Here is a 24,023-nt window from a genome sequence, read left to right as displayed (position 1 = left end):
ACAAAATAATGACAATAAATGAAAGCTATTTGATAACTTGGACCTATCAACAACATTAGGAAACAACCATTTGAACTTGCTACTTTGGTCTTTTCATATTCGCAACGTTGGGGTCGACGGTCTAAAAGAGATCTCGAAATCACCAGAGGCAGCGCCAGCTTTTATAAAGCAGCTCTTAAGAGATTTAAATGCGCAAGAATGTTTTTATTTAGCAACCTGCAACCGTGTTGAGTTTTTAATTCTGTCAGAAGAAAATCTTTCTAAAAAACGTCCTCGCTTTACACAATTAAAGCCTAAAGCCTTCACAAGACTCGATGACATCACATCTCATCTTTTGGAAGTCGCTTGCTCTATGGATTCAGTAGTTTTTGGCGAAAACCAAATTTTAGGACAAATCAAAAATGCTTTCACAGAACAACAAAAACAAAAATTAATCGGTCCAGGATTATCTAAGGTTTTAAATTTAGTCTTAAGAGAAGCAAAAAAAATCAGAACCGAGACTCAGCTCTCTAGACTTCAAACTTCCGTTTCATCAGTAGCTGGAAAAATCATTCACCAAAAATCGAAAGAAAACAGAACTGAAAATAAGGCCTCTGTACTTTTGGTTGGATACGGTGAAACACATAAACTTTTACATAAATATTTAGAAAAAAAGAATTTCAAGAACATCACCATCACAAATAGAACAGCGTCAAAGATTTCTTCTAATGATCTTAAATCAAATACTCTTTCTTGGAATGAGTTCTTGACAGGCAATCTTGAAAAATACGATGTCATTAGCTTTGCAACTTCTTCTGAGCAAAAAATCCTGACTAAAGAAATGCTCACTTCTTCTAAACCAGAAATGATCGTGGATCTCTGTATCCCACCAAATGCAGATTCAAAATTATCAGCTTCGAATAATGCGGAATATTTAGGTCTTGATCAAATCCAAAAGATTTTATCTAAAGATAAAAAAGAAGCTGCTCAACTAAAAAGACAATTAAAAACTCATATTTCTCAATCTGTTTTGAATATTCTTTCTGATCTATCGATCCAATCGATTCAATCTTTGATTACAAACAATATTCAAAAAAGCATTCAGATTCACGAAGAGTCTCTTGCGAATGGATTAGAGAATTTCTTTGGCCCACTTACCTTTGAACAAAAAAATGGACTTGCTCAGTGGTCAGAAAAATTAATTAAAAAAATTAACCACGTACATTTAAAAACATATAAAGAAGTTGTCAATGCAGTCCAAACTCAGAGTCGGAACACGCAAAAGTGATCTTGCGCTTACACAGACTAATCTAGTTAAAAACACCCTAGAATCTAAAGGCTATGCTCCAGAGATTCAGCATATCATTACTGTGGGCGATAAAGATTTGCGTCCGTTTCAACACATGACTGGCGATGGATTTTTTACAAAGGAAATCGAAAAAAATTTACTCGCGGAAAACATCAACCTCGCCGTCCACTCATCCAAGGATCTACCAAGTCAGATTCACAAAAGCCTTCCTTGGGTTGCCTACAGTGAGCGCGAAGAGACTGCGGACATCATCATCGTTAAAAAAGAATTTGTTCTTTCAGAAAACCCTTTAAAGCTTAAAAATGGAATTCTTATCGGCACCTCATCTCCAAGAAGAACAGCACAGCTAAAAAAAGCATTTCCTACAGCAAGAATAGAATCCATACGTGGAAATGTTCCCACTAGAATTGAAAAAGTACTTAGCGGAGAATTCGAAGCAACAGTATTAGCAAAGGCTGGAGTGAACAGACTCAACTTACAACAATCCATTTTAGAAAAGGGACTTATGATCATTGAGCTGGGTTTTGTTACAGCGCCCTGCCAAGGAATTCTTGGTGTGCAAGGCCATGAGAAACACAAAAGAGTTTTAGATCAAATTAAAAACAAAGACCTCACTGATATCGCAATGGCAGAAAAAAGTGTTCTTGCTATGCTTGGCGGTGGTTGCCAGCTGGCTGTCGGTTGCAAAATTACAAAAGACAAAAGCTACTACATGGATTTCTTTTTTAGTGAAGATGGTAAAAATACTGAACTGAAATTAAAAGCACATAGCCTAGAGGGATTATTGAGAGATCTTTTCGCAAAAATTTCCGAATCAAGAGACTCTGGCCAACGAGTCATTTCAACTCAACCACTTCAACATCAACTGAGAACAGCAAAAAAATTAGCAAAAAATAATTTTTATCCCATACCTTGGGTTATGAGAGAAGTTCTTCCCACTTTCAGTCATGAAGACTTTAAGAATATTCATGATGGTTTTGCTAGCTTTGATGCTTTGGTTTTCACGAGTCAGTTCTCTGTCCGTATTTTTATGAACGAATTTATATCCCAATATCCTGAGCATCTAGATGCTGTAAAAAAATTAAAGCTTTACGCTGTAGGTGATGCCACGAAATCTGAGCTTTTGGCTTATGAAATGACAAACATTATAGTTCCAGAAGACTCTCACGGAGAGGCTCTTCTAGAGATCTTAGACGCCCAAAATCCACTCCTCATGGGCTCTACAGACTCACTTCTTATGAAGGTAGCCGAGAAACAAGGTAGAAATTACAAGTTTTTAAAACTCTATGGAAGTTTTGTCTGCCAAAACCCTCTCTCTCGTTTACCAGCTTTAAAAGATAATGATAAGTTGGTCCTCACAAATCCACTCTGTGCGAAGGACTTTGTAGAGCTACATAAAGGCAACCCAACTCAGTTTCAACATATTAAGATTTACGCCTTTGGCCCATCGACGAGTAAGATTTTATTAGAAAATAATATTGAACACACCGTGAACAAAAAATCAGGTTCATGGGATGAAATGATAAATACATTACGATAGAAATATTTTAGGAAAACTACAAAACAGGAAATGAAAATGAGCTTAGAAAAATCTCAGGCCCTTTACAATGACTCTCAAAAACTTGCGCCTGCTGGCGTGCACTCTCCGGTAAGAGCTTTCAAATCTGTTGGTGGAACACCGATCTTCTTCAAAAAAGGAAACGGACCAAAGCTTACAGATGTAGATGGGAATACGTATGTGGATTTCTGTATGAGCTGGGGAGCATTACTACTCGGCCACGCAAATCCAAATGTTGTGCGCGGCCTTCAAGACCAAGTTCAAAATGGAACACACTTTGGAACTCCAACGGCTCTGGATGTTGAACTTTCGACATATATTCTTTCAAAACTTCCTTTCTTTGATAAAATCAGATTTGTAAACTCTGGAACAGAAGCTGTAATGACTGCAATTCGCCTAGCAAGAGGCGCAACTGGCAGAGACAAGATCGTAAAAATTGATGGCGCTTATCACGGACATGCTGACAGTTTACTCGTAAATGCTGGATCGGGACTTATGACTCAAGGAGTGGCAAGCTCTGCCGGAGTTCCTGAAGGTTGCATCAAAGACACGATTACAATTCCCAGCAATGACATTAACGCCATCAAAGAAGTTTTTAACTCTTACAAAGACCAAATCGCAGCAATTATTGTTGAGCCTGTGATGGCAAATAGCGGATTGTTTGTTCCAACAAAAGAATGGATGCAAGCTTGTCGTGACCTCACAAAACAAAATGGAGCGCTTTTAATTTTTGACGAAGTGATCACTGGCTTTAGAATTCATCCCCAAGGTGCTGTTGGATATTTTGGCATAGAACCAGATATCGGTACTTACGGAAAAATCATTGGCGGCGGTCTTCCTGTCGGAGCAATCTGCGCAAAAGATGCGATCATGAATCACGTCGCTCCTCTCGGAAGCGTTTACCAAGCGGGAACGCTGAGTGGAAATCCCCTTTGCATGATTGCAGGACTCAAAACAATGCAAACTGCTTTTGATAATGATGTTTACTCTTACATTGAAGATGACTTAGGAAAATATTTGGATGAAAAAATCTCAGCCTTTAAAAGAGATTCTAAAATACCTCTTCATTACAAACGTATCGGAAGTATTTTCTGGCTGGCCCCAGGCCTTGACAAAGAACCAACGAGCTACAAGGACATCACCAAAGAAACCGTGCAAGCCTTCAAAGAAATTTACCATATATTACTAAGCAAAGGAATTTATCTATCACCTTCAGTTTATGAAGTAGGATTCCTATCACTTTCTCATAAAAAAGAAGACGTTGATGCATTAGTGGACGCACTCAGAGGAGTTTAATTTGTATAGACGTACGAAGATCACATTCTCACTTCTCGCTTTTCTTGCCATGGCGCAAGTGGTGTGGTGGGCCTATCTTCTGATCGATCAACAGAGTTTGATCGCATCTCTCAATCCTGATTTCCAAGAAAAAACCTATCATTTTCAAAGAATGATTATTTTTGAAAGTGCCTTCTTTATTTTTTTCTGGGGATTGAGCCTTTGGTACACTTACAAAACTTATAAAGAACAAATCCAATTGAAGCGCGCACATACCACATTTCTTGGCGCGATTTCGCACGAGCTAAAAACACCAATTGCGAACATTAGACTGTGTCTTGATACATTGGAAAGACCAAATATCGAAAAATCAAAACAGGAAACTTATATCGCTCGCGCCAACGAAGCTTTAAACACGCTGTTTGAACAGGTGGAAAATATTCTGACGCTGACGTCTGTAGACACTCTCAAGCAAGAGAAATCTCAGATCAAACTTAAGAGTTTGATCGAAGAACAGCTTCAGTCTTATCTACAGCACAATAAAATTTCTGAACAAAATCTTAAAATTAAAATTTCTGATGACTTGCAGGTTTTCTCATCACAGCTTTCTTCCCAACTTGTAATTAAAAACATTTTAGACAATGCTATAAAGTATTCTCAAAAAGCAGAGGATAAGACGATCCAAATCGAAGGATCTAAGAAAGACAATAAAATTATCCTCTCCATTTCTGACAAAGGAATTGGAATGACTGAGAACGAAATCCAAGCTTCGATGAAACCTTTTTGGCGAAGTGATCGAGTCATCAAAGAAGCTTTCCCAGGAACTGGAATGGGTCTTACCCTTGCGCAAGAGATTGCCAACAAGGCCAATATACATATTCAATTTGAAAGTAATGGAATCAATCAAGGCGTAAAAACCCAAATTACATGGGAAAATGGTTGAGGCAAAGTTTATGATTGGACACATTCTTTTAATTGAAGACAATGATCTCTTGGGTGCAAGTCTGATCGACAATCTCCAGATGGAAAATTTTACGGTGGACTGGGTTCAAGATGGAGAAACTGGATTGAAAGCCGCAATGAAAGGCGTCCATGACCTTATCATTCTAGATCTCACGCTTCCAAAGCTTGATGGATTCGAAATTCTCTCGACGGTTAGGCAGTCTCATACGACGCCGGTTTTAATTTTATCGGCCAAAGGGACCGTTCAAGATAAAATTCAAGGATTAGAGCTCAAGGCCGATGATTATTTGACAAAACCATTTCACTTTAAAGAATTGCTTTTGAGAATCCAGGCGGTTTTAAGAAGATCTCAGCCTAAACAAAAAGAAATCAAAAAAATCACCATCGGAAACGCTACTTTTGATTTTGACGCTCAACAAGTCAGCGCACAAGGTCAGTTAGAAAGATTAACAGACAAAGAAACTCGTATTTTAAAATTACTTCTCACTTACACCAACCAAGTGGTAGCTAGAGAAAAGATTTTGGATTTGGTTTGGGGTTACAACAATTACCCCTCAACTAGAACCATTGACAATATGATTGTGAAATTTAGAAAATGGATCGAAGTCGATCCAACGAATCCAGTTATTATTACTTCTCACCGAGGAATTGGTTATTCCCTAATGATGAAAGAGGAAACAAATGTCTAATTATTCAAGCGATAGTTTTTTGAACGCGTTAAACGGAAAAAATAAATCTCAAATTCCAGTTTGGTTTATGAGACAGGCCGGACGATATCTTCCTGAATATATGGCTGTAAAAAAACAATCCAACTTCCGTACCATGAGTCACACACCAGAGTTGATGAAAGAAATCACTTTGCAGCCGATGAGAAAATATCCTTTGGATGCTTCAATTATGTTCTCCGACATTCTCACTTGCTTGGAATACATGGGATCTACTTTTGAATTTACAGATCATGGGCCGAAGTTAGCAAATGCAGGAATTGAAACTGTAAAAAACCTTGGCAACCTCGACCCAAGAAAAGACATGATGTTCATTAGAGATGGGATTCACCTGATCAAAAAAGAGCTGAAAGATCGCCCATTAATTGGATTTGTTGGCGCACCATTCACTTTAATTTCTTATTTAGCCGAAGGCGGAACATCAAAAGAATTTATCATTACAAAAAGATTCTTGTTCGAAGATCCAAAGGGTTTTAACTCTGCGATGGCTCATATTGCTACTCAGATTGCTAATTACCTTAAGTTTCAAATTGAATCCGGCGTTCAAGCAGTGCAAATTTTTGATTCTTGGGTTGGTGTTCTTTCTCAAAAAGAATATGAGAGCTTTATCTTACCTCACATGAAATACATTGTGAGTGAAGTGAAAAAAACTTACCCAAACACTCCCGTAATACTTTATTCTCAACCAACAGCACACTTAGTAGAGCTTATGTCACAGACTGGAGCCAATGCAATCAGTGTAGACTGGAGAACTCCGCTTTCTCAAATTGCAAAGCGAGTTCCGCAGAATATTACTTTACAGGGCAATATTGATCCCATCGTTATGACTTTGGATTGGGAAAAGGCTAAACCCTATGTTGAAAACATATTAAGTGACGCTAAAAGAGCAGAAATTTTAGATCGCTTTGTCTTCAACGTCGGCCATGGCGTCACTCCGTTCACTAATACGGCCACTGTCGCTCAAACTATTGATTATGTTCACAACTACAGATAACCTAGGTTAAATGAAAAATATCGCAATTCTAGGTGCCGGCATCTCAGGTTTGACAACAGCTTTTTTACTTAAGAAAAAAGGCTACAAGGTTTCTATTTTCGAAAAGTCACATCGAGCTGGTGGATACATCGGCACCCAGTACAAAGATAAATATGTCGTAGAAATTGGCGCTAATGGATTTTTAAACAATGAGCCTACAACTCTGGATTTAGTGAATCAACTAGGTCTTCACAATGATCTTATTCCTTCCAGAGAAGACTCTAAGATCCGCTACCTTATGTTTAACGGTGTGCTGAAAGAAGTTCCTACGAGACCCCAAGACATTATAAAATCCAATTTACTTTCTTTTGGCGCAAGAATGAAAATTTTTAAAGAGATGTCTTTTCCACCGAAGCCTTTTGATGATGTTTCCAAAAAATCCGTCTATGAATTTATCCAAAATCATTTCGGTGATGAAGTAGCAGAAAATATAGTGAGATCAGGCTTAATCGGAATTTATGCTGGCGATGCAAAATTACTTTCTGTTGAGAAAACATTGAACAAGCTAGTTCTGCTCGAAAAAGAGCACAAAAGTTTGATCAAAGGATTTAAGGCCTCCATCAAAAAAAATGGAAAAGCCAATCTCATGAGTTTCAAGAGAGGTATGCAGACCCTTATTGATAAACTCACATCTGAACTCGGCTCAGACGTTCATCTTTCCCATGAAGTGAGCCGTGTTTACAGAGAAAATAATAAATTTTTGATTGATATCCAATCGGAAGAAGGAAATCAAACCTTCAGAAGATTCGATGAGGTGATCATCACTTTGCCCGCCAATGAAATTCCTGGCGTGGCCATTGAGTTTCTTGATCCCTCACTCCTTGCTCAATTTAAGAAGTATCCTATTGCTCCAGTGAGAACTGTGACTTTTGCTTTTAAAGAAAAAATAAATTTTAAAGGCTTTGGTACCCTTATTTCTCCTAATGAGAATTTAAATATTCTCGGTTTCTTACATCCTAAAGATATTTTCGAGGGTCGTTGCCCTGAGGATAAAGATCTAATTACCGTTATGATGGGTGGAGTTTTTAAACCCGAAGTGATGAAAATGTCGACCCAAGCTTCCTTTGATATTGCTCTAAAAGATCTAGAAAAAATATTAGGAAAGCTTCCTGCCGTAGATCAATTCTGGATCTGGAATCATGCTCCTGGAATTTCCCAATACAATGTGGATCAAGTCGATTTTATGAATGAGCTTTCACAGAAAATGTCTCAAGTTCCAGGCGTCCACTTGAACTCTCAGATGCTGGGCGGAGTTTCCATCAACGACTGCATTCGAAAATCCTTCGAGTTGGTTGCTAAAATTTAAGATGAGAGTACGACAGGCTATCAATAAAAAACGGGATTTTACTCCCGTTTTTAAGTCAGTTTGTTTGGTGACTCACTTCAGTCATAATTGAAGTGACTTAGAATCAGTCTATCTTGGAGCCAGCGGTAGTGCTCTAGTCAAAACTTGCCTTCTTAGAATCCAGCTTTTCGGCAAGAGCCTTTCTGTAAAATATAAAGATAGCTCTGAGTTTCATATTTCGGGACTTCAATCGTTCCCGTGTTTATGGCCTGACTTCGTACCTCACCGCTCACAAATTTCATAGACAAAATCGATTTTAAATCCTTGCTTAGAAGAAACTCGATTTGCATTTTCCCATTTTGTCCACTGTACTCTTGAAAACTACGGTGTGCATTAATGCGAGGTCGCTTTTTATCTTTAACTAATTGAATGGTTGTAGATTTATTGGCCAAAATTTTATCGAAAGCACGATAACCCTCATTTATTGAGTCTCCATAGTGATTGAAACAATAGTAGAGTCCAGAAGCGGCAAATGCATGCCTCGTGGAGCTGCGTAACGTATCATCGTCCTCACTTGAAACGGCGGGAGTAACAGCAAGTCTTTTCACAACAGTATCGACTAAGAAACGAGATAACTGATTTGAGATTTCATAATTGCTATCGGCACCGTCCGGGTTTTCGATTTTAGCAAGGCCTGCAGGCTCGTGATGAACAAGTCGATAGAACTCTTCTTCACTCGTTACTGAAATTTTCGCGAAGTCACAAGTGATCAACATCTCATTAGAATCAAAGCGACAAACTTTCGAGCGCCCCAATACTTCAACAGGATAATTTCTGTCACCTTTTGAAACGCACTCGATTTGAGACTTCTCAATTGCACGTTTCATCTCTGAAGAATAACTTACCACTGTAATTCCTGCAGGAAGCCGTAGTGACTGAGGCCCCCCCCTATCGATCCATGCACCTATATCGGCTCGAACAGTTTTAATTCGGTCTTCGCACATATCTCCGCCACCACGATCTTTAGATGCGTGCGCGGCTAGACTTAATAAAAGTGCTGCTATTAGGGTGAAGGTTTTCATCTTATACTCCTTGTTTAGGTTTCTTTTTTAGTTAATGGGAATGCGGAGAATGCAAATTGGAAAACCGAGTCTGGCTTTACTGATTTGCGCTCTATAAATTCAACTAATTCGAAGCGAAATTTTTTAATTCTCTCTTTAACTTCCGGAAGATCAGAGCGTTGCATTGCCACCATGAGAGACGTATGATCGCGCTCAGTGCGCGGAAGCTCTTGAAGGGAAATTAAAGAGAGCTCAAGAACTTTCTGCTGAAGTTTTCTAAGTGCCGCAGACGATAAATCATTATTAAAGTTTGTCGTGTTATTACGAGAAAGATCGGTCCATTTATCGTTTTCGATTTCAAGAAGCTCTAAGCGCACGAGACGATCAACTGCTGCTTGAACCTCGATTCGAGAAAGCCCTAGTGTTTTGGCGATCCATTTAGAGTCTGGCTGAAAGTTTTTAGTGCGAGTTAGCTCTAAAATTGCATCGTGATACCAATCGGCAACAACATGAAATACATCGAGACTTAGAATTTGATGCTCTCTCTGCCGCCGCTCAGTAGAGGCTTTTAATGGAAAATCCTGAGCTTTAATGAATCGCTGAGTTTCCTTAGAAGATAAGTTCAAAGCGGCCGCAAGTTTAACAATAGCTTTTGTAGTCAATGGCCGTTTACCTGAAAGAATCGAAGACAACGTTGCATGGTTCATTCCGAGTGCAAGTGCAAACGCTCTAAGCGAGTAGCTCTTGTTTTTATCGCATCGACGAAATAATTCTTCCTGCAGGAAGCGTCGAAAATCAATGTGTGTTTCCTTATTGAATTGCATGAGGGCGTTATTGCTTAATCGGCCGCGAACTTCAACAGAATTGCACCATAAGTGGTGCAAAAATTTGCACCAGGTAAAACTTTTCGAACTTGGTGCCCGTGCAGTTTCATTATGTTCTTAAGACAATCTTTTACTTCCCAGGCCATATCGTTTAGGCGGACTTCTATGGCAAAAATGGGTCTCAGTTTAGAATCCAGTGCCTTTCGATATATTCGCATTGCCCCACCGGTGACGATCCCACTTTCGCACCAAAGCTGGCCTAAAAATGACAATTTACGTCTCTCGTTTTGCAAGACTTTCATAGCAGTTTCAAATACTTAGAGCTATTTTACCTGGGCTCTACCGTATTTCATTTAAGCCTCATTTTTCATAAATTTTGCGCAGTCAAAATAGGTACTAGTTTTGCTCTAAAGCAAGGTGGGCTAAGGATATAGATCTGAATCACGGGTCTTCGGGACGTAGGCGCTAATAGATGAAAAAGCTGATCATTACATTTCAAATTCTTACTCTCCTATCTCAAAGCGTGCGCGCTGACGATACGAGTGTACGTGTAGCTCAACCTACAGCTGTTCTAGAAGAAACTATTATTCCAAAAATGCCAAAGGATTACACGCTTCCCAACATGCTTTATGTTGGCCCGGAAAAAAAGAAATCTATTTTCAAACAAGTCACTTCATTCTTCTTCAGATTCAAGGATAAAAATGGAAATAGAATTGATGTTCAGGGAGAAGTTGGCAGATTCGGTTCGAATTGGGGCGATGGATTCAAAGAAAAAATTTATCATCTTCAAAGAGAGTCTGGAGAAAAAGTTATTTTTATTCTCACCCTATCTTCGACTCGCAATGCTGCTAAAATTTTAAAACAAAAAATGGCTTTAGAAGGACGTGAAGCTTTAATTATCGATATTCCCGATGAAGCTCAAAAATATATTCTTGAAAAAGCTGAAGCTAAAGCCGCAGGTGGTTTTAAAGAACTCTGGTGGGATACAAAAGATAAGTACGGAAAATTGATAAATATAAAAGAAACGATTTCAAATTCTAAAAAAATATTAAGAAATCAATTTGTAAAGCCAAACGCGGATGATCTAGGGTTAGTTCGTGTTTCATTAGGTGCAACAGCATTTGCAACAGTAGCTATGGTCACATTGGGAAATGTGGATCCAGGTCTTGCGCTGACAATGGCAGCAATGCGCGCACTCATCGGTGGAACATCATTATACTATCATCGTACCATTGCAAATTTATTTAGATTCAATATCTTTGATGAATTCACATTTAAATCTTCAACAAGACAAACCCTCTCAAGGCTAACACTGATGGGATTGGGTATTGGAGAAATTTATTATTTAATGGGGTCTCATCTCGCCGGCCCATCCTACGGCATGACTCAGCGTCAGCTCTTAACCAACACTCTCACGTCAGGATTTGTTGAAACAGCAGGTGCTACAGAAAGAACGAATCGACTAAGTGATGTCGCAAATCGCCGTATGATTATTTATAGTATTTTATTGGGGGCAGGAATTAGTACTGCCTCAATGGTCGGAGCGGTTGGTCCAATATTGGTAGGGCCCGCGGCAGCTAATCCAATATTTTTTGATAACGGAATTATTGAAATCAGCACTCTCCAAGGCACAGCTCTTGTAGTATATACCGGACTTTTATTATCTTATAAATATCTCACTCACCGTGTAGAAAAAATCGCTCAGCATGATTTAATCGAAATTGGAAAGGAAAAATGGCAGAGATTTTTTAGAATTCGAGCTGCCCACTATGCAAGAATTGCTAAAGAAAAACAAGCAGCTCTAGAAGCAAAAAATCGCGTGGAAGAATTAAAAGCTTCTATAAAAAATGATAGAGCACTTCGAGGACATAATCATATAACAATGTGTGCACGCCTATTTCAGTGATGGACAAGCCTATTGACTTCTTTATGCTACTTAAATAACGTTTGTATTGAAGTAATTAAATATACGGGGAATCATTTATGAAACATGTACTTTTCTTTACGTTTTTATTAGTTTGTTTTTCTATATTTTCCTGCTCCCATAATCCTTACCAAGATTTTCAACAAATCAATGTCGGCACAGACAAGGCTCAAGTTCTAGATAAGGTGGGTTCACCGCTGAGATCTAAATTCCAAGATGGAAAAAATATATGGACGTACCGTTTTTACTCAAAATCAGAAGATAAATTGGTTTACAAAGACGTTATTCTTGATAGCGAAAAGGTCATCGAAATTAGAAATGCCAAAGAAGTTGATATCAAAGACATCGAGAAAAAAGAAAAAATGGTAGAACAAAGTTTAAAAGAAACCGTAAAAGCTAGAGATCGTGAAAATCAAAAGCCTGTCATCGATGATTCTATTTTAAATGAAACATCTAAAAAGAAAGATGACAGTACTTTTACGCCAGTGGAATAGTTCTTAGCTTATTTCGAAGCTAAGAACTTCTCTACAACTTCAAGACCCAATCTTACGCCAAATCCTGAAACATCAGAATCAACAATTCCTAGGCCACCCGTATTTTCTTCAGAAGATAAATCCACATGCAGCCAAGGGATACTCTCTTCTACGAACTCAGACAAGAATGTTGCCGCTAAAATATGATCTGGTCCCGGTACGTTTTGACATTGCTTAATGTCTGCAATCTCAGATTTTATCATCTCACGATAGTCGTCACCAATTGGAAATGACCAAACTCTCTCGCCGGTCGTATCTCCAGCTTCTGTTGCTGTTTTTATTAATTTTTTGTTATTAGAAAAAACTGCTGACCTCGCTGTACCAATAGATCTCACTGCTGCTCCCGTTAGAGTTGCATAATCAATGATAACGTCAGGTTTTAATTCTGAAGCATAGCAAAGAGTATCACAGAGAACCATTCTGCCCTCAGCATCGGTATCTACAACCTCGATACTAACCCCGTTCATGGCTTCCACGACATCATTGGGCTTGTATCCCGTTGGTGAAATGTGGTTTTCCGCAATAGCCAACAGTCCATGAATTTCGTAAGGCAATTGCAATTGAATCAAAGCTTCAAATAAAGCCAAGGCTACTGCAGATCCTGTCATATCTCTATGCATCGTGTACATGTAAGTGCCAGTCTTCACATTGTAACCGCCAGTATCAAAACACAAACCTTTACCCACTAAACAGATTTTTCCATGAGATTTATTCTTAGGTTTGTATGTCAGATGCGCAATTCCGCCTTCTGATTTGGGATCTGCGCTCAGTACCGCCAAGAAAGATCCGGCATTCATATTCTGAAGTTTATTAACATCGATAAATCTATAAATGTATTTTCCTTTTTGTGCGCGTTCCTGAAGAATATCTTGATACTTCAAAGGATTTAAAACATTCGACGGCATAGAAGCCAAAGTTCTCACCAGATTATTAGCCTCACCAAGAATTGAACCTTTTGAGGTAATAGATTGAAGATCGCTGTCTTTTATTTGAGATTGAATAAAAGTTTTCTTTTTTGTTTCTTTCTTTTTCTCAGAAGATTGTTCTTTTGCTTTTTTACCGTAAACAGGCGACTTCCATTCTCCAATTTTAGTGAGAGTGGCGTAGAAATCCGCAACTGCCTCTTGATGAGCTTTAGAAATTTCATCAATATTTAAGATCACATTGCCCTTAAGTTCTTTCAGGGTCTCTAAGAGAGATTTTCTTAGCGCCACTTGAATCTCAAAAGACTTAATACTTTTTCTTAAAACCAAAACAATCAGATGGGTTCCCGCTTCTGTCTGAAAATGAAAACTCTTGTAGTATTCATATTTTTTGAATTGCTTAAACTCTTTTACCTTGTCGTTGATGCGCTTTTTTAATTCTTTGGAATAGTCTTTAGCCTCGATGCTCTTTAGTGTTTCTGCGATTGTCTCGTCATAGGAAATATCAACAATCAATTCAATTTTATCTTTAAACTCTTGACCTTTTTTTACGATTTCGAAATCCATGGTGCTCCTCTAAATGATTACAATTTCTTATTTTTTATATTCTTACTGGTTGTATTTTTTCTTTATATTTCCATAAACATCAGACAAAACTTTATTTATTTCATCTTCAAATTCTTTTATAGTTTTTTCATCATATCTCTTGTATCGGTTCTTCTTTTTTTCTGGAACTTCGCTTTCTTTTTTCTTTCCGTGCGCATCTTTTTCTTCTTCTTTCTTGCCTGAACCAGGAGAATCCATTTGTCCTGGGTGCTCATATTCTACGTGATAATATTCTTTATTATACTTTTCTATATTCTCACGACGACTTTTCATAAGTTTTTTAATCTCAGCAACAATCTCATGCTGTTTGGCAGGATCTTGAGATTCATTTTTTTCTTTGATCAGATCTACTATTGATTTTTCGTCTGCGTTCACCTTGCCCTGCAGCTGCAACAAATTTCCATCGTGCTTAGCAAAAGTTCCCGTAGCGAATACCGGAGAGCCCAAAAATGAGAAGACCAAGAGTAATTTCATCATACTTCACTCTCCTCGTTTGTGATTATAGATTTTTGTATCCATTCAACATCCACCGAAAGGTGTTTGATTCTAGAAACAATCACCGACACTTTAATAGGATTTAAATCTTTAAGCTCTAAAATAGGTAATGCGAATTTCAATTTTTTAATATCAATTCCCAACTTACTTTCTTTCAATACTTCTAAAATTTCATCTTTTAATTCTTGTGTGTCTATATTCTTAATCGTGAGATTATAGATTAAAGCACCTTGCTTGAGAGACGAATCGGCAGAACTCGCAAATCGATTGATCTCTTCGATTGATGACAAAACTTGAATCGGACGCGCCTCTTCTTCCAGTTCTGGTTCTGGTTCAGGCTCTTGTCCTTGTTCAGGCTTCATATTGTCTACCAAATTCCAATTGGTATTGAAATCTTGATCACTCACTTCTTCATTCAACTCATGCACCGGAATATCTTGTTCTGCAGCATCAAAGCCCGCAGAAGAATCATCATGAATCTTTAATGTCCCATCAAAGTCTGCAAATAGTATTTTATGGCAGCTTGGACATTCCACCAGACCAAAAGCATCTTGGATCTCGCTGGAACAAACTGGACATTGATTCATTTTTCTTCCTTCAAAAAAGACCAGTAAAAAAATCAGTTTTACATTTGAGACCTAATCTTTAAGTCTCGCTAGCACCGTGACACTTTTTGTACTTCTTCCCGCTACCACAAGGGCAGGGATCATTTCTTCCCACCTTTGGCCCTTGGTTTGTCATAGGTTGAATATTTTTAGGTACATTTGGCCTTGGAGCCGTAGGCTGAGCCTGTCCAATAAATCCTTGAGCACTATCATGTGACATCGACATTCTTTGTGGCTTGCGAGGCGCCAATCCCTGAAGCACTTCTTCGCTAATTTCGCCAACATCGTCCGATTGCTCAGCTTGCTGAACATAATCATGACGAACTTGAATTTTAAATAATTTTTCCAAAGCATCACTCTTGATAGAACGATTTGTTTCTTCAAAAGTCATGAATGCTTCTTTTTTGTATTCAATGAGAGGATCTTTTTGAGCATAAGCTCTTAAGTTAATGCCTTCTCTTAAATGATCGATCCTTTGCAAATGTTCTTTCCACTTTTGATCAATGGCTTGAAGCGCGATCATCTTTTGCGCTTGTTCGAAGAATGGACCTAATTCGTTTTTTTGCTTTTCGTATTGAGAAAGCACTAAGTTCTTTGTTCTCTCTAAAATATCTTCGATTGTTACCGACTCTTTGAATTCCGGACTGACTCCAAACTGCTGCGTAAGAGCTAAATTCAAACCTTCTAGATTCCAGTCTTGGGGCTTCGTTTTTTCATCAACAAAAACGTCCAGGATATCTGACGTCACATCCCCCATCATATCTTTGGTGATTTGCTCTAAGGGCTCTCCACCTTCCAAAACTCTTTTTCTCATTCCGTAGATAGAACTTCTTTGTTGATTCATAACATCGTCGTAATCCAATAGGTGTTTACGGATATCAAAGTTATGACCTTCTACTTTTTTCTGAGCACCCTCAATGGCACGAGTCACCATGGGTGCCGTGATGGGTTCATCTTCCGGTACATTGAGCGTGGTCATGATTTTTTTAATTCTCTCTCCATTGAACACAACCATCAATTGGTCATCCAAAGAAAGATAGAATTGAGAAGCACCCGGATCACCTTGACGACCCGAACGACCTCTTAGCTGATTATCAATACGACGGGATTCGTGTCTTTCAGTACCGATGATGTATAGACCACCGGCTGCAATCACTTCTTCTTTTTCTTTCGACGTTGTTTCTTTATATTTTTTCAGCAGCGTTTCGTAATCAGCAGATTCATCAGTTGCATGATGCGCTTTTGCTAAGAATTCTATGTTACCACCGAGCACGATATCTGTTCCCCGGCCCGCCATATTCGTGGCAATGGTCACGGCACCTTTACGTCCCGCCTGAGCCACGATTTCCGCTTCTCTTTCGTGATGTTTAGCATTGAGCACGTTATGCTTTACGCCTAAGTTTTTTAAAAATTGACTGAGTTTTTCTGATTTATCAATACTCACAGTACCGACTAATACAGGTTGCCCGGATTCATGCCTCTTCTGAATATCAAGCGCAATGGCTTTGAATTTTGCAAGTTCTGTTTTAAAAATAATATCGTCATGGTCTTCTCTTCGAATGCCCTTGTTTGTAGGAATCACAACCACATCAAGATTATAAATCTTTTTGAATTCCACAGCTTCGGTTTCGGCAGTTCCCGTCATACCAGAAAGTTTTTTGTACATTCTGAAATAGTTCTGGAAAGTTACTGTCGCAAGAGTTTGGTTTTCGTTTTTAACTTTTACGCCTTCTTTGGCTTCGATTGCTTGGTGAAGTCCATCACTCCAACGGCGCCCCTCCATCAATCTTCCTGTGAATTCATCCACGATGATCACTTGACCATCTTTGATCATATAGTCCACATCCACTTTATATAGGTGATGCGCTCTCAAGCCTTGGGTTACATGATGAAGAAGTTCGATGTTTTGTGGATCATACAGATTGTCTAAGCCTAAAAGCTCTTCAACTTTATTGTTGCCTTCCTCAGTTAAGATGGAAGTTTTTGACTTTAAATCAATCGTAAAATGAACATCTTTTTTTAAAGAAGGAATGATTTTATTGATGGTCGCATATTTGTCTGTTGAATCTTCTGCCGGACCAGAAATGATCAATGGAGTTCTTGCTTCATCCACCAAAATGGAATCGCATTCGTCGACAATAGCGTAATTGAATGGTCTTTGTACGTAATCCTTAAGATCAAACTTCATGTTGTCTCTAAGATAGTCAAAACCAAATTCGTTATTTGTTCCGTAAGTAATATCAGAATTATAAGAATCGCGTCTTTGTCTATCGCTCAATTCATGCACGATGATACCCACTGAAAGGCCCAACCAATTGTAAAGCTGACCCATCCATGCCGAGTCACGCTTGGCCAAGTAATCGTTCACCGTTACAACGTGAACACCCTCTCCAGAAAGAGCATTCAGATAAACAGGAAGTGTTCCAACAAGAGTCTTGCCCTCACCTGTTCTCATCTCGGCAATCTTGCCCTGATGAAGAACAAGACCACCAATCATCTGAACGTCGTAATGTCTCATTCCAAGGACACGAATCGATGCTTCTCTGCAAACTGCAAAAGCTTCTGGCAAAATATCATCGAGCGTTTCGCCATTTTTTAATCTATTTTTAAACTCTGGAGTTTTTGCTTTTAACTGATCGTCGGTGAGTTTTTTTATCGCCGGTTCAAACGAGTTGATTGTATCAACTAGTGGCTGCAACCTTTTCATTTCACGTTCGTGCTGAGTGCCAAAAATTTTGGCGAGAACTTTTTGTATCATCAAATTTCCACTGTATAGTTTTACTGTATATGTTTTTGCACTGCTACTGTTTACCCTATCAAAAAATTTACTCTCACAAACTAAGACTGTCTATGAGTTATTTGCCGAATTCCTTCGTAAAGACCAATGGATACAGCATTCGAGAGATTCAAACTTCTGATGGGACCATGCATTGGCAAAGTCACAAGTTGATCAGGGAACATTTGTAGGATTTCTGGACTAAGGCCTTTAGTTTCTTTTCCAAAAACCAACCAATCTCCTTTTTTAATCTCTGCATCAAATATGGAGTTGGTGGTCTTAGTTGTAAAGAGGTGCATGCGTGATTTATCTGGAACAATCGCGAGCCAATCTTCGAAAGTTTTATGATGCTGCCAGTTTAGATGGACCCAATAATCTAGTCCTGCGCGCTTTAATTTCTTATCATCAATCTCAAAGCCAAGCTTTCCGACTAAATGAAGCGAACTTGCCGCACCAATGCAGGTGCGGCCGATGTTGCCGGTATTATTGGGTATCTCGGGTTCTATGAGAACCACATTAAAGAGATTATTCGAGGTACCTAAAGACTTCTTGTCCGAGTTTTGAGAGGGCAAGCCTTCTTCCTTTATCTACAATCATTCCCATGTTCATCAATCCTCTGTAGAGATCCAATTGAATGGGAACGATGTCTCTACCAGAAGAATTTCCAAGCTTTCTAATGTATTCTTTCTCACGATCTTTGAGTTTCTCGGTGAGAGGAGGATTCTGCGCAAAGTCCTCCATCCAGTTGCCACTTTCTATAAGTTTCGCTGTTTTCGGAAGTTTTAGCGGATTTATGCTATAAACGTAAGCTTTTTCCGTAAATCCATTATCCAGATAAACATCCGTCTCCATTCTTAGGAAAAGGCTCTTTTCCGGTATTTTGAACGAAAATCCATGAAATTGATCTAGCAAACTCAAAAGCACATCACTTCTATTGCATTTGATTAGATCTCCCGGAACCCGCTGTGATCCTTGCGTAGAAATCACGGAATATCCCACCTCTAAACGATACGCAGAGCCCTTAACAAATACATTTGGAGTGATGTTCTCTTCATTGAAGAACTTAGAGTAATGTATGTTGCCCCGAGCTAACGATCCGTAGACGAAGATATTCATTTCAGATGATTTAACATCTTGTGTATCGACTATCATTATTGTCCCCCTCTAGACTCAAACGAAGCGGCAGGTATAACAAACATAGATTTAAAGCGCAACTCAGGGTGCCTATTTAGATCTCAACCAAAAAATGACTTCACATTTTTTACAGTTAATGCCATATAATTTTTTTCATCTAATAATTAAAGTTAGCTAATGAACTTTTTAGGAGTACTGCATGAAAAACGAACACATCACATACATGGGACATCATTGGATTATGATAGAGGATAATGCCGTACTCGTTGGTATGACTGAGGAAGCTTTAGGTGAAATCGATAAAATTCAAGAAATGAATCTTCCCTCCGAAGGCGAAGAGGTCGAGGCAGACGATGTGTGCGGCGAAATCGAAACTCCAGATGGAACCTACAAACTTTATTCACCTGTCAACGGTAGCGTGATCGAAGTGAATGCCGAAGTGATGGAAGACAATTCTCTGTTGTTTGATGATCCCTATGACAGTTGGTTATATAAAATCGAAGCTACGGATGAGGCCAGCTTGGATGCGCTCTTTGATAAAGAGACAGACGAGTAACTCTGTCCTAATTATAATAAATTTATTGAATCCTCTACGGGGGTTCAAGCCTCTAGAGTTGGATCCAACCCAACTCGGCTGGCATTTCTTTACAAATACAAAACAAATTTCTTTTTAAAAATTCCTCGAGCCTTTGCTTTTTCGAGCCTTGTTTTTTCAAAATCATCCCAATGTATACCATTATGATCTAAAATGGCCCTCACGACCTCAACTAAATCTGCTAATTCTTCTACGGAATTCGATTCTAAATATTCTTTGAGTTCTTCTTCCAGCTTCATTTTTAATAAATCGGGCATCTCCGCATTAGAAGCAATTCTAATTTTATGTTTGCTGGCTTCTCCATCTGTTTTTTTGATCAAATCTGGAATTAGATCTCGAACTAATTTTTGCACTCTACTACTCCTCAAATAATTTTTTCGCACGAATTTATTTAATGTACTTGGCTATTTAAACCAAAGCTTTTAACAATCCCAGTATAGCAATAAGTATCACCGCCAGAATCTCATATTTTCCAGCATGCTCACGTAGAATTAAAGAAGAAAAAACTACGGATATCAGGCCCGTCGCATTCAGTACGGGCCAGGCCAGCACTGGTCTTTCCTGACTCAATGATAAAACTAAAAAGGCCTGAGCTCCAAGAGTTAAAACTGAACGCACCAACATTATAGACAAATACTTTCTAAATTTTTTAGAACAAGTGGGATGCATAGAGAACTCTTTCGAATTATTAATCACGCCCAATAAACTAAAAACAAGACGCCAAAAAATCAACGCGACGGTGTAATGAATCCAAGAATCAGATGAAACTCCCGACATGAACCAAGGAGAAAAAGAACCTTGGATCACCAATACAAAAAGCACCGCCAAAGCAGAAAATAAATGAATATGACCTTTTTTATTTTGAAAAATAAAAATAGGCACACACACTAGAAAAGTACTTACCGAAAATAAAAAGTCGCTCCAATTCCAAATCGAAGAAAATAAAAATATTCCAATAGGAATAAATAAATCTGCCATCTTCGAAAAAATAATTACGGCGGGAATTTTCATATGCTTAAAAGCGTAGGAAAAAGCATGAGCGGCCAATTGCAATATAAAACTAAACAGTATAATTTTAATATTGCCAAGAAAAGGGAGAACCCGATGAACATCTCCAAAAAAAATGCATACGACTAAGGAAATGATAAAAGCCAATACATTATTGTATATGTTCGTGAAAGTTACAGATTGGCGACTGACCCCAAATTGATATCTATCGATGGTGGATATGACTCCCCTGAAACTGGCGGAGATAAAAGCATACAAAAGGGTGATACCGACAGCAATATCCACTTACAGAGTACCGCTTTGATTTTCAGCGACTATGTTTTGGGTCGATTCAATAAAAGTTGCGGCCTCATCCATCGTATTTGCATGTCCCAAACTCAATCGTAGAGCTCCATGAGGTAAACTCGCTATCATCTGATGGGCAATGGGAGCGCAGTGCAGCCCCGCTCTCAACATAATTCCATAAGTTTCATCATAAATCGCAAGGGCTTTCTGGGAGCTCAAACCATTTATATTAAAACTCACAATTGGAATTCTATTTTCCAAAGAGGAACAGCCGTATAACGTAACACCGTTTATCTTTCTAAGTTCTTTCTGAATATAATTTATAATTTCAAGTTCCTTGGGTAAATCTGCATACTCAATATCAAAATCCTCAAGAGAGGCTTTTAAAGCAGCTATGCCTAAATAGTTGGGCGTTCCCGCTTCAAAAATATGCTGGGGATTTTCAGGGTGCCATAAGGATAAAGAATTTCCTCCGGTTCCGCCAACGATCAAAGGACTCAACAAATCAATTCTTCGTGTGTAGATAACACCGATACCGGAGGGGCCACGCAGTGCTTTGTGACCAGTTGCAACCATAAAATCCATGGGCAATTTTTGAAGATCAATTTTTATTTTTCCTGCAGTTTGTGAAGTATCTACTAAAGTGGAAATGCCTTTATCCTTACAAAATCTAAGAATTTTTTCGAGCGGCAGAACTGTGCCCAGCACGTTGGAAGCGTGGTTTAACACCACCAGCTTTGTGTTTGGTCGTGTGGAGCTTATAATATTCTCCGGGTCTACTCTTCCTTCTGAGCTCGCAGGAACAATGGTTATCTCCGCTTGCCGATCATGGGACATTTTTTTGAGGGGTCGCAAAACCGAGTTGTGCTCCAAAGCGGATGTAACAACATGATCACCACGGCCTATTAAACTCTGAATAATGAAATTTAATCCATGAGTCGCATTTGCACAAAAATGAAACTGATCCGTTCTTTCGGCATTGAATAGACCGCGAAGAACTTCCTTCGTTTCCTCTTGGAGCCGACCTGCCATTTGACCGTGACTGTGTCCACCCCTACCAGGGCTGGCAATGATTTGATTTAAATATTGAGATATGGCTTCCGGTATTTTTGGGCTTTTCGGGTGATAAGTAGAAGCATTATCAAAATAGATCACAACCTCTCCCAGTCTGACCTATGAGACAAATTGGCAGAAGCACAGACCAACGTTCTCAATAGATGAGACTCGACATGAAGATGGGCCGGATAAAAGAATCCTTGTCGATTGACATCTTCAAAATACAAATACTCCCCATATCTTTCATAATGATTTTTTATATCATCCAATTGAATTGGTTTTTCCGTGAAATTACCTTTGAGAATATTTCTGATATTCACTTCTAGAGGAAGGTAGTGCAAATGCATGTGGTGACAGGTCACTTCCGAGCCTTTCAATTTTACACAATGCCCGGCCCTCCCGTGTTCATAGCCAATAAAATTAGGAGTTTTAAAGTAACTCACTAATTTTTCTCTCAGTGAATGTATCTGACCAAACAATGAACTCGGCAGTTCACCAACACATCCAAAATGCTCTTTAGATATTATCATCACGTGATTTTCGGAAATAGGAAACTTGTCTTTAATAAGATAAAAGTGCGATGTTTCTTCGACAATCAGACTCTCGTCCAACTCACAAAACATACACCCTTTTGTTTTAACAGGTACCGATTGCGTGAGCATATCTTCGATAGTGACGATGTCCAAATTGACCATGCAGATAACCCTCTCCGACTCTTCAGGTTTAAGTGGGAGGATATTACCAAAACTTTAAATTAATTTCCTTTAATTTTCTTTTTAAGCTCTGAGGCTAAAATAAATTCATACCTTAACCGGATTTCGGAAGATAACTGCCGTTAAAAAGATTAAATTCGTTTTAAATCAACTATAGCACTGCCGGGTATTTCAATGTAACCAGTCAATATTGGACTGGCATTTCTTCACTTCAGCCGAGCAACTGCCATGAACCATAGAGTTTCTGTAAGCACCTTCCGTGCATTTTAGATAATTTTGATTTTTCAAAAAGCAGTTGGGGCTTGTGACCATTCTAAAATGTGCAGGCATTAACAAAGATTTTCTCTGAGGTTTAAGTTTTTTAACGGTGACTAAGTCAAATTCGGTATTTCCATTTTTTAAATAATACAAACTAGGCAATTTAGATTCTTTTTTTTCTTCACTTTCAATACTGAGATTTAATTCTATGTCCTCGTCAGAGTAACCACTGAATTTCATCTGATCAATTTTTGATCTTTGAATTTTACTAGATATTCTAGCCGTATAACCCTTGGGACACTGGCTACCCCCCGAAATTTTCTTTCTATTTTTTACGAAGATATTTTCACAAACTTTCTCACTTTGAGTACAAACACAAGTTTTCGTCGTATGTTCTTCTAAAGGGAGAACAGAATCCAGAGCAGAAACTTCGTCATACATAATTGAATACTCGGGTCCTGTGGCACGACAATCAAACCCTACAACCTCCGGATTCTCTCTAACATAGTTATAGCGATTTTCATTTGGGTCTTTATTGAAACCCGCCTTTGTCTCTGGATACTCATCTTCTAAACCCAACACGTGCAAAACTTCATGGAGTATCGTCTCACAAGGTATGGATTCACTATATTGCTTCACTGAGCTTCGACTCTCTTGAGGCCTGATCTTGATTTGTATAGCTGGAACTTTTTTATCTTCAGTTGCTGCTATTTCCAAACTTTGACCTTCTGGTCCAATCAGAAATGGCTTAAAGCGATCAAAACAAATATTCATTTTCTGAATAAATTCTTTCTGAGTTTCTAACGACCTAGAAGCAAACTGCCAAAGACTTTCTTGTAACTCAGATTTTTTAGCGTAAAAAGTTGGGTTGATTTCTATTTTGATTTTTTTATCCGAAATTTTAGTCAAGCGGTACGCAGTTCCCAAAGAATTTTCTACGTTTTGGGGAACGCCTAAAGCTGATGAGTGACAGAGCACTTCAGCCGCCAACACAGTAAGTTTAGCGGCAGGTCCAATAATAGCAGGACATAAATTTCCTGCCTGAAGGGAAATACTCGCGCTTAAAAATAAAAAGACGGAAAAAATTTTAAATAACATCG

General features: G+C 38.6%; 23 protein-coding genes. 10 read left to right on the top strand and 13 right to left on the bottom strand.

The features are described 5' to 3' along the window. Window positions 1-70: 70 nt before the first annotated feature. From V4596_08415 to hemG, 7 genes are read left to right on the top strand one after another with little or no spacing between them, the layout of a single operon-like run. Window positions 71-1,267 carry a hypothetical protein gene (locus V4596_08415; protein ID MES2769154.1) on the top strand — a complete coding sequence of 399 codons (1,197 nt, stop codon included), beginning with the start codon at window positions 71-73 and terminating at the stop codon, window positions 1,265-1,267. Next, entirely contained in the window at window positions 1,230-2,828 is a 1,599-nt protein-coding gene (hemC, locus tag V4596_08410) for a hydroxymethylbilane synthase (protein MES2769153.1), read from the top strand. Before V4596_08415 ends, hemC begins: the two co-directional genes overlap by 38 nt. A gap of 36 nt (window positions 2,829-2,864) precedes the next feature. Beyond that, window positions 2,865-4,142, top strand: a complete 1,278-nt coding sequence (hemL, locus tag V4596_08405; GenBank protein MES2769152.1) for a glutamate-1-semialdehyde 2,1-aminomutase — start codon at window positions 2,865-2,867, stop codon at window positions 4,140-4,142. A gap of 1 nt (window position 4,143) precedes the next feature. Then, complete coding sequence (locus V4596_08400) at window positions 4,144-5,064, top strand: HAMP domain-containing sensor histidine kinase (GenBank protein MES2769151.1); 921 nt, start codon at window positions 4,144-4,146, stop codon at window positions 5,062-5,064. A gap of 10 nt (window positions 5,065-5,074) precedes the next feature. Next, on the top strand, window positions 5,075-5,773 hold the full coding sequence (locus V4596_08395) for a response regulator transcription factor (GenBank protein ID MES2769150.1): 699 nt from the start codon (window positions 5,075-5,077) through the stop codon (window positions 5,771-5,773). Further along, window positions 5,766-6,803, top strand: a complete 1,038-nt coding sequence (gene hemE, locus V4596_08390) for a uroporphyrinogen decarboxylase (GenBank protein MES2769149.1) — start codon at window positions 5,766-5,768, stop codon at window positions 6,801-6,803. Before V4596_08395 ends, hemE begins: the two co-directional genes overlap by 8 nt. A gap of 10 nt (window positions 6,804-6,813) precedes the next feature. After that, window positions 6,814-8,148: a protoporphyrinogen oxidase gene (gene hemG / locus V4596_08385; GenBank protein ID MES2769148.1), complete on the top strand. Its 1,335-nt coding sequence runs from the start codon at window positions 6,814-6,816 to the stop codon at window positions 8,146-8,148. A 152-nt stretch (window positions 8,149-8,300) separates the two neighbouring features. Here hemG and V4596_08380 read toward each other — a convergent pair whose 3' ends face one another. Further along, on the bottom strand, window positions 8,301-9,209 hold the full coding sequence (locus V4596_08380; protein ID MES2769147.1) for a hypothetical protein: 909 nt from the start codon (window positions 9,207-9,209) through the stop codon (window positions 8,301-8,303). 14 nt (window positions 9,210-9,223) lie between these two features. Continuing rightward, complete coding sequence (locus V4596_08375; GenBank protein ID MES2769146.1) at window positions 9,224-10,012, bottom strand: TIGR02147 family protein; 789 nt, start codon at window positions 10,010-10,012, stop codon at window positions 9,224-9,226. A 472-nt stretch (window positions 10,013-10,484) separates the two neighbouring features. On the opposite strand from V4596_08375, the gene V4596_08370 reads away from it, so the two are divergent. Next, window positions 10,485-11,918: a DUF349 domain-containing protein gene (locus V4596_08370; GenBank protein MES2769145.1), complete on the top strand. Its 1,434-nt coding sequence runs from the start codon at window positions 10,485-10,487 to the stop codon at window positions 11,916-11,918. Window positions 11,919-11,995: 77 nt separating this feature from the next. Continuing rightward, window positions 11,996-12,430: a hypothetical protein gene (locus V4596_08365; protein ID MES2769144.1), complete on the top strand. Its 435-nt coding sequence runs from the start codon at window positions 11,996-11,998 to the stop codon at window positions 12,428-12,430. A gap of 8 nt (window positions 12,431-12,438) precedes the next feature. Here the strand turns inward: V4596_08365 and V4596_08360 are convergent, their stop codons facing one another. The 6 genes from V4596_08360 to V4596_08335 all read right to left on the bottom strand — a co-directional run bounded on the left by V4596_08360 (window position 12,439) and on the right by V4596_08335 (window position 19,026). Then, window positions 12,439-13,959 (bottom strand): leucyl aminopeptidase family protein, encoded by a 1,521-nt coding sequence (locus V4596_08360; GenBank protein MES2769143.1) that lies wholly within the window; start codon window positions 13,957-13,959, stop codon window positions 12,439-12,441. A gap of 42 nt (window positions 13,960-14,001) precedes the next feature. Continuing rightward, on the bottom strand, window positions 14,002-14,475 hold the full coding sequence (locus V4596_08355; GenBank protein MES2769142.1) for a hypothetical protein: 474 nt from the start codon (window positions 14,473-14,475) through the stop codon (window positions 14,002-14,004). Continuing rightward, a complete protein-coding gene (locus V4596_08350) occupies window positions 14,472-15,080 on the bottom strand; it encodes a hypothetical protein (protein MES2769141.1) in 609 nt (202 codons plus the stop codon). Before V4596_08350 ends, V4596_08355 begins: the two co-directional genes overlap by 4 nt. A gap of 58 nt (window positions 15,081-15,138) precedes the next feature. After that, window positions 15,139-17,856: a preprotein translocase subunit SecA gene (secA, locus tag V4596_08345; GenBank protein ID MES2769140.1), complete on the bottom strand. Its 2,718-nt coding sequence runs from the start codon at window positions 17,854-17,856 to the stop codon at window positions 15,139-15,141. Window positions 17,857-17,936: 80 nt separating this feature from the next. After that, window positions 17,937-18,389 carry a tRNA (cytidine(34)-2'-O)-methyltransferase gene (locus V4596_08340; protein MES2769139.1) on the bottom strand — a complete coding sequence of 151 codons (453 nt, stop codon included), beginning with the start codon at window positions 18,387-18,389 and terminating at the stop codon, window positions 17,937-17,939. Window positions 18,390-18,399: 10 nt separating this feature from the next. Beyond that, window positions 18,400-19,026, bottom strand: a complete 627-nt coding sequence (locus V4596_08335) for a gamma-glutamylcyclotransferase family protein (protein ID MES2769138.1) — start codon at window positions 19,024-19,026, stop codon at window positions 18,400-18,402. Window positions 19,027-19,207: 181 nt separating this feature from the next. Between V4596_08335 and V4596_08330 the strand changes: the two genes are divergently transcribed. Further along, window positions 19,208-19,564, top strand: a complete 357-nt coding sequence (locus V4596_08330) for a glycine cleavage system protein H (GenBank protein MES2769137.1) — start codon at window positions 19,208-19,210, stop codon at window positions 19,562-19,564. Window positions 19,565-19,653: 89 nt separating this feature from the next. On the opposite strand, the gene V4596_08325 is transcribed toward V4596_08330, so the two are convergent. The 5 genes from V4596_08325 to V4596_08305 all read right to left on the bottom strand — a co-directional run bounded on the left by V4596_08325 (window position 19,654) and on the right by V4596_08305 (window position 24,021). Further along, complete coding sequence (locus V4596_08325) at window positions 19,654-19,956, bottom strand: nucleoside triphosphate pyrophosphohydrolase (GenBank protein MES2769136.1); 303 nt, start codon at window positions 19,954-19,956, stop codon at window positions 19,654-19,656. A gap of 55 nt (window positions 19,957-20,011) precedes the next feature. Then, window positions 20,012-20,896 (bottom strand): hypothetical protein, encoded by an 885-nt coding sequence (locus V4596_08320; protein MES2769135.1) that lies wholly within the window; start codon window positions 20,894-20,896, stop codon window positions 20,012-20,014. Beyond that, window positions 20,897-22,051, bottom strand: coding sequence for an aminotransferase class V-fold PLP-dependent enzyme (locus V4596_08315; GenBank protein ID MES2769134.1), 1,155 nt, complete (start codon window positions 22,049-22,051; stop codon window positions 20,897-20,899). It lies immediately after the preceding gene. Further along, window positions 22,048-22,647, bottom strand: coding sequence for an HIT domain-containing protein (locus tag V4596_08310; GenBank protein MES2769133.1), 600 nt, complete (start codon window positions 22,645-22,647; stop codon window positions 22,048-22,050). Before V4596_08310 ends, V4596_08315 begins: the two co-directional genes overlap by 4 nt. 189 nt (window positions 22,648-22,836) lie before the next feature. Next, on the bottom strand, window positions 22,837-24,021 hold the full coding sequence (locus tag V4596_08305) for a hypothetical protein (protein MES2769132.1): 1,185 nt from the start codon (window positions 24,019-24,021) through the stop codon (window positions 22,837-22,839). Window positions 24,022-24,023: the final 2 nt, after the last annotated feature.

This window comes from Bdellovibrionota bacterium (genome assembly GCA_040386775.1).
GTDB lineage: Bacteria > Bdellovibrionota > Bdellovibrionia > Bdellovibrionales > JAEYZS01 > JAEYZS01.
Note: the sequence above shows the minus strand (reverse complement) of the source record. Positions and strands in the feature narration are given on the sequence as shown.